The organism is Yoonia sp. (assembly GCF_030731595.1).
In the GTDB taxonomy this organism is placed as follows: domain Bacteria; phylum Pseudomonadota; class Alphaproteobacteria; order Rhodobacterales; family Rhodobacteraceae; genus Yoonia.
This window is the reverse complement of the sequence record NZ_JANQTS010000149.1, coordinates 17,138-28,801: the sequence shown is the minus strand read 5'-3', so window position 1 is coordinate 28,801 and position 11,664 is coordinate 17,138. Positions and strand designations below refer to the sequence as shown.

Genomic DNA, 11,664 nt, shown 5'->3' with positions numbered 1-11,664 from the left:
CCGTCGATGTCGCCTTCAAGGCCAATGAACAGACCGAATTCGGTGATGTTCTTGACTTCGCCTTCGACCTCGGTGCCCTCAGGATGGGTCTCTGCAAAGACTTCCCATGGGTTGCGCTGTGTCTGCTTGAGGCCAAGGGAAACGCGGCGCTTGGCGCTGTCGATTTCCAGAACCATGACTTCGACTTCTTGGCTTGTAGACACGATCTTGCCGGGGTGGACGTTCTTCTTTGTCCAAGACATTTCGGAGACGTGCACCAGACCTTCAACACCGGCTTCCAGCTCGACGAATGCGCCGTAGTCAGTGATGTTGGTGACGCGACCCTGATGGACCGAACCCAGAGAGAACTTGGCTTCAACCGCATCCCATGGGTCAGACTGCAACTGCTTCATGCCAAGGCTGATGCGGTGTGTGTCTTTGTTGATCTTGATGACCTGCACCTTGATCGTCTCGCCGATGGCAAGGATCTCGGAGGGGTGGTTGACGCGGCGCCATGCCATGTCTGTCACGTGCAGCAGACCGTCAACGCCGCCCAGATCGACGAACGCACCGTATTCGGTGATGTTCTTGACCACGCCGTCAACTTCCTGACCTTCGGTCAGACCGCCGATAACTTCGGCACGCTGTTCGGCACGGGATTCTTCAAGGATCGCACGGCGCGACACAACGATGTTGCCCCGGCGACGGTCCATTTTCAAAATCTGGAACGGCTGCTTGAGACCCATCAAAGGGCCCGCATCACGCACTGGGCGGACATCAACCTGAGAGCCGGGCAGGAACGCAACAGCGCCGCCAAGGTCCACAGTGAACCCGCCTTTGACGCGGCCGAAAATCGCGCCATCAACGCGGATTTCGTCAGCATAGGCTTTTTCCAGACGATCCCAGGCTTCTTCACGACGCGCCATCTCGCGAGAGATGACAGCTTCGCCGCGGGCGTTCTCAACCTGACGCAGGAACACTTCGACAGTGTCACCGACAGCGATTTCAGCCTCTTCACCGGGATTTGCGAATTCTTTCAGATCAACGCGGCCTTCCATCTTGTAGCCGACGTCGATGATGGCTTGGCCCGCTTCGATCGCGATGACCTTGCCTTTGACAACTGACCCCTCTGCGGGTGTGTCCATTTCGAAGCTTTCGTTCAAGAGTGCTTCAAACTCGTCCATTGTGTTAGCCATGTGGCAGTTTTTTCCTAATCTAGCTTTTATACGGGCCGAGCGGTTGTCTCCGCCGGTCTTTGGATTTCAGTTGGTCTTGGGCGTCGTCACGGAACATAAAACAACAGGGCCGGTTACTACCGACCCCGCTCAAGTCTCACGCCCGCGCCTGTCTCGACACTTCGACAGGGCGGCGTATAGGGGGGTTTTCCCAGCAATGCAAGGGGTTTTCCCCTATTGATCCGACCCAAGAACAGCTGCTTTAGACGACGTCCAACACCACGCCAAGCTTGTCGAACGCCTGCGTCCAACCGCCTTCGCCCTGTGAGCCGGCCGGAACACCAAGGTGGGTCATGGTCATGACGGTCTTGCCGCCTTCTTGGCTGAGTTCAACAATCACTTCGGTAACCTCGGGTGTCCCTTCAGGCATGCCTACCGCATGCGGAAAGATCACATTGCCGTCCGGATCACACAGGCTTTCCGTATAGACGAGCCTATGCGGGGCGGACACTTCCTTGTAGCTCCCGGTGAACCACATCGACATTGTCCGGTCAGGCATCTGCATCGCCATGTTGATCTTGCGTGTCCCGCCAACAGTCACATCCATTTCCGCGACTGGGACGGAAAATCCTTTTGGTCCGTACCACTTCTGGAACTGGATGGCATCGGTCCACATCGCCCAAACAATCTCAATCGGCGCGTCGAACGTCCGTGTGATCTTGACCCAATCTGTCATTCTGTCCCCTCCTGAGGCCTCATGTCTTTCAGGACTGCGTCCATCGCGTCAAATCTGGCATCCCAGATGTGGCGATATTCATCGGTCCATCTTGCAATTTCCGCCAGTGGGGCGGCGTTTATCGTGCAAGGGCGAAACTGCGCCTTGCGTCCACGGCTGATCAGGTTCGCTCCTTCCAGCACCCGGATATGTTTTGAGATCGCGGGCAAGCTCATGGCGAAAGGCGCGGCAAGTTCGTTGACTGTTGCCTCGCCCTGCGCCAACCGCGCCAAAATTGAGCGCCGCGTGGGGTGCGCAAGTGCGGCGAATGTCGCGTCGAGGGTGTCGGTGTGATCCATGACCCTTTAATAAACCGATTCGTTAATTAATCAATTGGTTTATTAAATCTCATCCAAAGCCCCCTGCACCGCCGCGAAATACGCGCCCACCTGCGCCCCATCCACCAGCGCATGGTGCACCTCCAGCGTCATCGCCATGTCCCAGCCTCCGTCCTTTTCCACGAATTTGCCCCAGCTGACGCGCGGGATGCAGTCGTCCGGCCCCGGCAGGGCGTTGTTGATCGCCGTATAATCCAGCCACGGCATGCAGGAGAGATAAGCCAGATCGTCGCGCTCGCCTGTATTGGCAGCCAGCGCGCCACCTTTCGCCACCTGATCAATCAGCGCCTTGGCTTGGGCATCGAACGTCCCGAAGTCAGAGACATAAGGCACATAGGCATAGCCGAAACTGCCCGTATCCGTCGGTACTGTCATGGACAGGGTCACCATCTGGTGGCGCACCACACTGTCACCGCGAAACCGCATGCACAGCTCTGGCACCGCATGCAGCCCTGACCCGATCGCATACAGACAGGCGCGGTAAGGTGCGATGCCCGCAGCCTTGCGCGCCATCAGATGGGTCACATCAAGGCGGACGGTCGTCGCGTAATGCGGTTGCTGATAGGTCCGGAACAAACGGAACTGCGCGGCACGGGGCCAGGTTTCAAGGTCAACGATGTCATAGGTCATGCAGGCAGAGTGTCAGATATCCTGTCCGCGCTCCAGCAACTCTTCGATCAATGCGCGCTGTAAGTCTCCGCTGTCGCCAGCGCCAAACTGGCCCGCGCCACTGGTGTAAAGCGTGCCATAGGTCTTGGCGACGTTCACGGTCTGTGCGATGCCCGAAATCAGCTGATCACGCTCCAGCTCTTTAAGCGGATGGATGAAAATTCCCCAAAGCCGCCCTTGCGCAACCGCATAGCGCGCATCCAGCGCACTATCGAAATTGGCCTGCATGACCCGTTGCATTTCATCTGGCGTCATCGTCTCGGCCGACCGGATCGGGACCATCGCCCGCATCCTGTTGGCGCGCGGATCAGTGACGATCAGCACAGGAATATCGTCAATTGTGAGCGTAAATCCAGCGCCGGCAATTTGCGCCTCCGGGTCGAGGGCCAAGACGATCTCGGCCATACGGGGCAACGTCATATGCGGCTCTGCCTCTTGCGCCCAGAGCTGCGCAGGCAACAAAAACAAGATCAGGGAAATCAGGCGGGTCATCGGGCAATCTCCTTTTGCCACGATCCTAGATGGCCAATGGCGATCCGCCAAAGCACGCTTTGGTGAGAGCCTGCAATATAGCAGACTAGCCTTTGACCGCTGAAATGATGGCGATGGCTTGGTCGATCGCGTCATCGATGGTCAGATCCGAAGTATCCAGCAGCACCGCATCATCGGCCGCGACCAATGGCGATGCGGCCCTGCTGCTGTCGCGTGCATCACGTGCCTTTACATCAGCCAGAACAGATTCGAGCGTCACATCGGCCCCTTTGGCCTTGAGTTCGGCATAGCGCCGTTCGGCACGACATGCAGGGCTCGCCGTGACAAAAAGCTTCACATTCGCGTCGGGGCAGATCACCGTTCCGATATCGCGCCCATCCAGCACCGCGCCGCCTGCGCGCGCTGCAAAACTGCGCTGGAAAGCCGCCAAAGCCGCGCGGACCTGCGGGATCACCGCAACCTCGCTGGCCGCCTGCGCAACAGCGGCTGTGCGCAAGTCATCATTCTCCAGATCAACCGGATCAAGCGCCAAGGCAACGGCAATCGGATCACCGCCCGCCAAGACCTTTGCGCCCACCGCACGGTACAGCAGCCCGGTATCCAGATGGGCAAAGCCGAAATGCGCCGCGACCGCCTTGGAGATCGTCCCCTTGCCCGCAGCGGCAGGGCCGTCAATGGCGACCGTAAAGCTCACGTGTTCGTCCGGACCAGTTGCGCGCCCAAGCTGGCCATCAGCGGTTCAAAGACGGGGAAGGAGGTGGCGATCGGGCTGCCATCATCAACGCTCATGGGTTTCTGGGTGGCCATGCCCATGACCATAAAGGCCATGGCGATCCGGTGATCAAGCTGGCTGGCGACAGTGGCCCCGCCCGGGACATTGCCATGGCCCAGTCCGGTCACGGTCCACCAGTCGGGACCTTCATCAACGGTCACACCTGCCGCGCGCAGGCCTTTGGCCATTGCATCAATGCGGTCGCTTTCCTTGACGCGCAATTCCTTGACGCCCTGCATATCCGTGACGCCTTCGGCAAAGGCGGCAACGACAGACAGGACGGGATATTCATCAATCATACTCGCCGCACGCGCGGGCGGCACAGCGATGCCGCGCAGGTTGGGCGAGAACCGCGCGCGCAGGTCCGCCACCGGTTCGCCACCTTCCTCGCGCAGGTTTTCATAGGTCAGGTCGGCCCCCATCTCTTGCAGCGTCGTGAAAAGCCCCGCACGGGTCGGGTTCAACCCGATATTGGGGACCAGCACATCAGACCCGGGGACAATGATCGCGGCACAGACGGGAAACGCGGCAGAGGAAGGATCGCGCGGCACGACAATCGTCTGCGGGATCAACTCGGGCTGACCGTCAAGCGTGATGACGCGGCCTTCTTCGGTCTCTTCCACCGTCAGCGTCGCGCCAAAGCCTTGCAACATACGTTCGGTATGGTCGCGGGTGGCTTCCTTCTCGATCACCACGGTTTGACCGGGCGCGTTCAGCCCCGCCAAGAGCACCGCAGATTTCACCTGCGCGGATGGCACAGGGACAACATAGCGGACGGGAACCGGATCAGCGGCCCCCACAATCGTCATCGGCAAACGGCCCCCTGCACGGCCAACAGATTGCGCACCAAACAGCGCCAAAGGATCGGTCACACGGCCCATCGGGCGGCCATTGAGCGAGGCATCGCCCGTGAAAGTCGCAGTGATCGGACAGGTGGCCATCGCGCCCATAATCAGACGCACACCGGTACCGGAATTGCCACAGTCGATGACGCCCTCAGGCTCGGCAAAGCCACCGACGCCGACACCTGACACGGTCCACTCACCACCCCCATGATCGGTCACGGTTGCCCCAAAGGCGCGCATCGCTTTTGCAGTATCAAGGACATCCTCGCCTTCCAGCAGACCGGTGATATGGGTCTGGCCAACCGACAAGGCGCCCAGGATCAAAGAGCGGTGCGAGATCGACTTGTCGCCGGGGACATTGGCCACGCCAGTCAACGGACCGCATGGTCTGGAAGTCATTGGAATTGGGGTGCCATGGCCCGACATATCAAGCGTCCTTCTTTATCTGCGCTGCGTGATAGCGCGGCGGCGCGAAAGCGTCCATCGCCCCTGCTTCTTTTGAGTAAAAATATCCAAAGAGCCGCGCTCAAATCCGGCGGAAGGTCAGATAATGCGGGGTACGGCCTTCCCGCAATGCCTTTTGCTCATAGCGGGTAGACACCCAATCCCCCCAAGGGTTGCGCCAATCTGCAGGGGTTTCGGCCAGCCATTCAAAGCCTTGCGAGGGCACTTCCTCCAATGTCTGGCGGACATAATCGGGTATATCGGTGGCGACGCGAAAGATCGCACCGGGTTTCATGCAGCGGTGCAGCGGGGCCAGATGCTCTGGCGTGACAAAGCGGCGGCGGTGGTGGCGCTTCTTGGGCCAGGGATCAGGGTAATTGAGGAAGACTTTGCTCAGGCTTTCATCAGGCAGCACGTCGAACAGATCACGCACATCACCGGGATGGACGCGCAGGTTCGTCACCTGCGCCTTGCGGATCTTGCCCAGCAGCATGGCGACGCCATTGATAAAGGGCTCGCATCCAATCAGGCCAATGTCGGGGTAGGTTTCGGCCATATGCACCAGATGCTCGCCGCCACCAAAGCCGATTTCGAGCCAAAGGTCTTTACCGCCAAAGATCGCGTCGATGTCCAAAGGGATGCGGTCGGGGTTGTCTTCCCAACCCACGGGACCGGGTGACAGGGGTTCAAGATCATTTTCAAGATAATCATGCTGGGAGGCACGGATCGTCTTGCCGCGAAAACGGCCATAGAAGTTGCGCCACGGAGCGCCCGAAGGGTGATTGGTCTTGCTCATAAGGCGGGGCTTTAGCAACTGCGGGGTATATGCGCAATCGGGGGTGGATCATGATCCACCCTCCATTTTGCACAGCTTACCCTGTGCGGCGCGGAAGGTGGGTCTTGACCCACCTTACCCAATCAGACCGCTTTTTTCAGCGCCTCAACCAGATCCGTCCGTTCCCAGCTGAACCCGCCATCGGCATCAGGCGTACGCCCGAAATGGCCGTAAGCCGCAGTGCGTTCATAAATCGGCTTGTTCAGACCCAAATGGTGGCGAATGCCGCGCGGTGTCAGATCGATGACTTGCGCAATCGCGCGTTCAATCGCGGCTGGATCAACCTCGCCCGTGTCATGGGTATCGGCGTAGATCGACAAAGGCTTGGCCACACCGATCGCATAGCTCAACTGGATCGTGCAGCGCTCGGCCATGCCTGCAGCAACCACGTTCTTGGCCAGATAGCGGGCCACGTAAGCCGCAGAGCGATCCACCTTGGTCGGGTCTTTGCCCGAAAACGCGCCACCCCCATGCGGGGCCGCGCCGCCATAGGTATCCACGATGATCTTGCGCCCGGTGAGGCCGGCATCGCCGTCAGGACCACCGATCACAAACGTGCCTGTGGGGTTGACCCACCATTCGGTATTGGGTGTGATAAAGCCCTCTGGAAGGACCTCATAAAAATAGGGCTCTACGATCGCGCGAATATCCGCGCTGGTTTGTGACGCATCACTGTGCTGCGTGGACAGCACGATCGATGTGACCTCGACCGGCTTTCCGCCTGCATAGCGTAGTGAAATCTGGCTTTTGGCATCGGGGCGCAAGACAGGCTCTTGTCCGGATTTGCGCACCTCGGCCAGACGCCGCAGGATCGCATGGGCGTATTGGATCGGGGCCGGCATCAATTCCGCCGTCTCTGTCGTGGCATATCCGAACATGATGCCCTGATCGCCGGCACCTTCGTCCTTGTTTCCAGAAGCATTCACACCCTGCGCGATATGGGCAGATTGCTCGTGCAGCAGGTTGGTCACCTCGCAGGTCGCATGGTGGAACTTTTCCTGCTCATAGCCGATATCCTTGATACAGGCGCGTGCGATATCCTCGACACGACCCATATAGTCTTTCAGCTTGGTCTGGTCTGACAGCCCCACTTCACCGCCGATCACAACGCGATTTGTGGTCGCGAAAGTCTCGCAAGCGACGCGCGCTTCGGGTTCTTCGGTCAGAAACGCGTCCAGAACTGCGTCTGAAATCCGGTCGCATACTTTGTCAGGATGCCCTTCAGAAACGGATTCCGAAGTAAAAATATAGTCTTGCCGTGCCATGGGGATGTGCTCCAATAAATACCACTGTCACGTCAGGAAGCCGTTGTGACAGAACCGACCACCCGTCTAGGGTGCCTCTTGACCGCCGTCAATCGCTATCGCGCCGCGCGTTGAAATACACCCCGCCCAGCAGCACAATGAGCAACACCAAGGCGGGTAAATCCCCCCACCGTGCATAAGGCGTTTCAGACAAGGCAGCAGGCAGTGCCACATCAATCGCCCCATCCACGCCCAAGGGCAAAAACGCGATGATCCGACCCTTGCCGTCAATCATCGCACTGATACCTGTATTGGCGACCCGCACCATCGGCAGGCCTTGCTCGATCGCGCGCAGGCGCGCTTGGGCCAAATGCTGGCGCGGCCCTGCCGCTTGGCCGAACCATGCGTCATTGGTGATAAGCAGCAAAAGGCGCGCACGGGTTCCGCCATCGCTGACCTCTTCGGCAAAAATCCCTTCGTAGCAGATCAGCGGGATCGCCCTGCCAATCCCCGGCAGCGTGATTGGCCCCGCCTCGGTCCCCGGCGTAAAGCCAACGCCAAGATTGCGGGCCAGACCCGTTGCACCCATCTGTCCCAAAAGCCGAGCCCCGGGCATATATTCCCCGAACGGGACGAGGTGGCGCTTGTCATAAATGCTTTGCACCTGCCCGCCCGGCCCCATCACGACAAGACTGTTAAAGGCCCGCAATTCTGCGTCGCGCCGCTGAATGCCAAAGACCAGCGGCGCACCGCGCGCGGCATCTGACAGCAGGCTCAGATCGTCTTCGATCTGGTTCAGCAGAAAGGGAATGGCCGTCTCGGGCCAGACGACCAGATCAGGCACAGCACCCTCGCCCGTCAGGCGCACCATGCGATTGAGGAAAACATCCCGATAGGCCGGGTCCCATTTTTGATGCTGCGGGGCATTCGGCTGGACCAGTCGCACGATTGGCAGATCAGGTGTTGCCAGCGGTGCAGGACCGGGACGGAGAACAAAGGATACCGCAACCACAAGGCCCAGAACAATCAGGCCGACAAGCCGGTCCCGGCCAATCAGCAGGGCCACCGCCCAAGCACATAAGACCGTCATGAGCGTCAAAAGATGCGGGCCGCCAAAGGCCGCCAGTTGCGCGATGCCGGTCTGGACCCAGATATGCCCCAAAAGCGCCCAAGGGAAACCCGTCAGGATCAAGGACCGCACCACCTCTACCCCGACCAGCGCAAGACCCAGCAGCGCGCCGCTGCGCGGGGCCGCACGATGGGCGATCCCGGCGGCGAGCGCCCAGAACAAGGCCGCGCCCGCAGCCATCAGGACCAGCGCAAAAGGTGCCATCCAGCCGTGGCGGGCGATATCGACCAGAAACGGCTCCACGATCCAGCGCAGGCTGAAGGCAAAATAGCCCAGCCCAAAGGCCCAGACATGAAAGGCCGCTTGCTTGGCCGAACGGTTGGCCGGGGTCAGCAGGAAGAGTGCCGCAAGAGCGAGAATGGTCGCGGGCCAAACATCAAACGGGGCTTGGCCCAACGCCGCGACAAGGCCCAACAGCGCAAGGATGGCAAAGCGATGCCACCCCTTTCGCGCCCCAAACCACGCCAGAATGTTAGCCATTGCGCGCCGGAGACAACCGCACCCGCAACCGCTTGATCCGGCGCGGATCAGCATCGACCACTTCAAACTCGGGGCCATCGGGATGCAGGATCACTTCGCCACGCGCAGGCAGATGCCCGGCCAGCATCGTGACCAATCCACCCAACGTGTCGATCTCTTCCTCGTCGATCTCTTCATGGTCAGTCAGGGTCATCCCGATCTCGGCCTCGAAATCGTCCAGATCGGTGCGGGCTTGTGCCAGATAACAGCCGGGCTTTTCCATGATCCAGCTCTTGGCTTCTTCAATGTCATGCTCGTCTTCGATCTCGCCCACGACCTGTTCGATCACATCCTCGATCGTGACCAGACCGTCAGTGCCGCCGTATTCGTCGATCACCAAAGCCATGTGAATACGTTCCGCCTGCATCTTTTGCAGGAGCACACCCAAGGGCATCGAGGGCGGGACATAAATCAAGGGGCGCACCAACTCGCGCAGATCAAGCTTGGGGCTTTTGCCGTTAAAGCCATGGCGCAGCGCGAAGTCCTTGAGATTGACGAGGCCAAGAGGTGTATCAAGCGTGCCGTCATAGACCGGCAGACGGGTCAAACCGCTGTCGCGGAACACCTTGACCAATTCATCCTTTGTGATTGTGACAGGAACCGCAGTAATATCTGTCTTGGGAACAGACACATCTTCAACCCGCATCCGACGCAGATTGAGCATCCCCAAAACGGCCCCTGCCGCCCGTGTAACCTCGGCAGGAGAGTTCTCGTGAACCTCGGGGCTCGCCTGTGGGCGGAACGCGTTGATGAAACGGGTCAGCATGCCCGCATTTGTGTCAGTCTGATCCTGCTGCGCGCTTTGCGCTGCAATAGATGGCCCGTCGCCAGTATCGCCCATTGTATCCTTACCTATGAGGGTCACATGACCCGATTACACCCTATATGGGTCAGGAAGACCCAGTTTGCCAAGTATCTCTGTTTCCAAGCCTTCCATCAGGGTGGCGTCACGGTCACGTTCGTGATCGAAACCCAACAGATGGAGTGTACCATGAACAAGTAAATGGATCGTGTGATCGGTCAGAGGTTTGCCAGCATCTGCCGCTTCACGCGCGCAGGTGTCATAGGCGATGGCGATATCGCCCAGTTCCGCATCCATGCCGAGTTTGGGGGCATGTGGCATTTCGCCATCGACGGCGGCGCCACGTTCTTGGGCAGGCCAACTCAGGACATTGGTCGGCTGGGGCTTGCCCCGAAAATCCGCATTCAAGGTGGCAATCCGCGCGTCGTTGCAGGCCAAGAGACTGATTTCAAAGACAGAGGGTTCCAATCCCAGCCGCGCAAGGGCTGCATCGGTGGCGGTTTGCGCCAAGGTTTCAAGATCAATCTCGGCCCAGCGCCGGTCTTCGATCATGCAGTCAACGGTCATCGGGCACCAGTCATGGCGAAAGTGTCACTTGGGATCGTCTTTTTCGTAAGCTTCGATAATAGCGGCAACCAGCGGGTGGCGCACGACATCTTTGGCGGTGAAGTAATTGAAACTGATCTTGGGAATATTCTTGAGCAGGCGTTCGGCATCCCACAAGCCCGAAGTCACACCGCGCGGAAGGTCGATCTGGGTGCGGTCACCAGTGATGACCATGCGCGAGCCCTCGCCCAAGCGTGTCAGGAACATCTTCATCTGCATGGTCGTGGCATTCTGCGCCTCGTCCAGAACGACAAAGGCATTCGACAAGGTACGGCCGCGCATAAAGGCCAAAGGCGCAATCTCGATCACCTTTTCCTCCATCATCTTGGCGGCCTGCTTGCCTGGCAGAAAATCATTCAGCGCATCATAAAGCGGCTGCATGTAGGGATCGACCTTGTCTTTCATATCGCCGGGCAGATAGCCCAGTTTTTCGCCGGCTTCGACGGCAGGGCGGGACAGGATGATCTTGTCGACATGACCGGAGATCAGCATGTTCACACCGACGGCGACAGCCAGATAGGTCTTGCCCGTTCCGGCAGGACCAATACCGAAAGCCAGTTCATGGGCAAACAGCGATTTGACATAGGCCTTTTGCGCATCGGTGCGCGGCTCGACCAGTTTCTTGCGGGTCTTGATCTCGACCCGCGCGGTCTCGCCTTTGAAAAGTTCGATCTGGTCGCCGTCACGGGCGGGGCCGCTGACGGTTTCCGGTCCCATGCGCAATTCGCGATCCAGATCGCCGGGCTCTACAGAACGCCCCGCTTCCAGACGGCTGTAAAGCGCTTGCAGCACCTGCGTCGCCTCATGGCGGGGTCCGCTTTCACCCAAAACCGCAAGCTGGTTGCCGCGCCGCAAAATCTGGACGCTCAGCTTGTCTTCGATTGTCGTGAGGTTGCGATCGTATTCGCCACACAGGTCGATCAACAGGAAGTTGTCAGGGAATTCCAGCAGGGATTCAGTGACGGCATCAGCGGGTGGGGTCAGGGCACCAGTTGCCAATAAGCTCTCCTTTGAGTCTATATATAGGTATCGTGGCAACT

At 59.2% G+C, this 11,664-nt stretch carries 13 protein-coding genes and 1 riboswitch; all 13 genes read right to left on the bottom strand.

Translation table 11 applies throughout. The features are described from left to right. Positions 1 to 1,163: 30S ribosomal protein S1 (locus NWQ23_RS16510; RefSeq protein ID WP_306167490.1), on the bottom strand; the 1,163-nt coding region annotated here is incomplete at its 3' end. A gap of 253 nt (positions 1,164 to 1,416) precedes the next feature. After that, the gene (locus NWQ23_RS16505; RefSeq protein ID WP_306167489.1) at positions 1,417 to 1,890 is read right to left on the bottom strand and encodes an SRPBCC domain-containing protein; all 474 of its coding nucleotides are present in this window, start codon (positions 1,888 to 1,890) and stop codon (positions 1,417 to 1,419) included. Further along, positions 1,887 to 2,228 (bottom strand): helix-turn-helix transcriptional regulator, encoded by a 342-nt coding sequence (locus tag NWQ23_RS16500; protein WP_306167488.1) that lies wholly within the window; start codon positions 2,226 to 2,228, stop codon positions 1,887 to 1,889. The genes NWQ23_RS16505 and NWQ23_RS16500 overlap by 4 nt, the downstream gene beginning before the upstream one ends. Before the next feature lie 42 nt (positions 2,229 to 2,270). Continuing rightward, positions 2,271 to 2,897, bottom strand: a complete 627-nt coding sequence (locus NWQ23_RS16495) for a CatA-like O-acetyltransferase (protein ID WP_306167487.1) — start codon at positions 2,895 to 2,897, stop codon at positions 2,271 to 2,273. Positions 2,898 to 2,909: 12 nt separating this feature from the next. After that, positions 2,910 to 3,428, bottom strand: a complete 519-nt coding sequence (locus NWQ23_RS16490) for a hypothetical protein (protein ID WP_306167486.1) — start codon at positions 3,426 to 3,428, stop codon at positions 2,910 to 2,912. Positions 3,429 to 3,513: 85 nt separating this feature from the next. Then, complete coding sequence (gene cmk / locus NWQ23_RS16485) at positions 3,514 to 4,122, bottom strand: (d)CMP kinase (protein ID WP_306167485.1); 609 nt, start codon at positions 4,120 to 4,122, stop codon at positions 3,514 to 3,516. Continuing rightward, on the bottom strand, positions 4,119 to 5,471 hold the full coding sequence (aroA, locus tag NWQ23_RS16480) for a 3-phosphoshikimate 1-carboxyvinyltransferase (RefSeq protein WP_306167484.1): 1,353 nt from the start codon (positions 5,469 to 5,471) through the stop codon (positions 4,119 to 4,121). Before aroA ends, cmk begins: the two co-directional genes overlap by 4 nt. Before the next feature lie 100 nt (positions 5,472 to 5,571). Beyond that, entirely contained in the window at positions 5,572 to 6,285 is a 714-nt protein-coding gene (trmB, locus tag NWQ23_RS16475; RefSeq protein WP_306167483.1) for a tRNA (guanosine(46)-N7)-methyltransferase TrmB, read from the bottom strand. A gap of 122 nt (positions 6,286 to 6,407) precedes the next feature. After that, positions 6,408 to 7,589, bottom strand: a complete 1,182-nt coding sequence (gene metK, locus NWQ23_RS16470) for a methionine adenosyltransferase (protein ID WP_306167482.1) — start codon at positions 7,587 to 7,589, stop codon at positions 6,408 to 6,410. A 7-nt stretch (positions 7,590 to 7,596) separates the two neighbouring features. Then, a riboswitch (SAM-SAH riboswitch) is annotated at positions 7,597 to 7,644 on the bottom strand. A 33-nt stretch (positions 7,645 to 7,677) separates the two neighbouring features. Beyond that, entirely contained in the window at positions 7,678 to 9,177 is a 1,500-nt protein-coding gene (gene lnt / locus NWQ23_RS16465) for an apolipoprotein N-acyltransferase (RefSeq protein WP_306167481.1), read from the bottom strand. After that, positions 9,170 to 10,057: a transporter associated domain-containing protein gene (locus NWQ23_RS16460; RefSeq protein WP_306167480.1), complete on the bottom strand. Its 888-nt coding sequence runs from the start codon at positions 10,055 to 10,057 to the stop codon at positions 9,170 to 9,172. The genes lnt and NWQ23_RS16460 overlap by 8 nt, the downstream gene beginning before the upstream one ends. 33 nt (positions 10,058 to 10,090) lie before the next feature. Then, positions 10,091 to 10,585 carry an rRNA maturation RNase YbeY gene (gene ybeY, locus NWQ23_RS16455; RefSeq protein WP_306167479.1) on the bottom strand — a complete coding sequence of 165 codons (495 nt, stop codon included), beginning with the start codon at positions 10,583 to 10,585 and terminating at the stop codon, positions 10,091 to 10,093. Between the two features lie 24 nt (positions 10,586 to 10,609). Further along, a complete protein-coding gene (locus NWQ23_RS16450) occupies positions 10,610 to 11,623 on the bottom strand; it encodes a PhoH family protein (protein WP_306167478.1) in 1,014 nt (337 codons plus the stop codon). Positions 11,624 to 11,664: the final 41 nt, after the last annotated feature.

Coding starts and splice junctions, on each gene's coding strand:
- trmB (WP_306167483.1), bottom strand. CDS start 6,285: ATGAGCAAGACCAATCACCCTTCGGGCGCTCCGTGGCGCAACTTCTAT.
- NWQ23_RS16490 (WP_306167486.1), bottom strand. CDS start 3,428: ATGACCCGCCTGATTTCCCTGATCTTGTTTTTGTTGCCTGCGCAGCTC.
- ybeY (WP_306167479.1), bottom strand. CDS start 10,585: ATGACCGTTGACTGCATGATCGAAGACCGGCGCTGGGCCGAGATTGAT.
- metK (WP_306167482.1), bottom strand. CDS start 7,589: ATGGCACGGCAAGACTATATTTTTACTTCGGAATCCGTTTCTGAAGGG.
- NWQ23_RS16500 (WP_306167488.1), bottom strand. CDS start 2,228: ATGGATCACACCGACACCCTCGACGCGACATTCGCCGCACTTGCGCAC.
- aroA (WP_306167484.1), bottom strand. CDS start 5,471: ATGTCGGGCCATGGCACCCCAATTCCAATGACTTCCAGACCATGCGGT.
- lnt (WP_306167481.1), bottom strand. CDS start 9,177: ATGGCTAACATTCTGGCGTGGTTTGGGGCGCGAAAGGGGTGGCATCGC.
- NWQ23_RS16460 (WP_306167480.1), bottom strand. CDS start 10,057: ATGGGCGATACTGGCGACGGGCCATCTATTGCAGCGCAAAGCGCGCAG.
- NWQ23_RS16505 (WP_306167489.1), bottom strand. CDS start 1,890: ATGACAGATTGGGTCAAGATCACACGGACGTTCGACGCGCCGATTGAG.
- NWQ23_RS16495 (WP_306167487.1), bottom strand. CDS start 2,897: ATGACCTATGACATCGTTGACCTTGAAACCTGGCCCCGTGCCGCGCAG.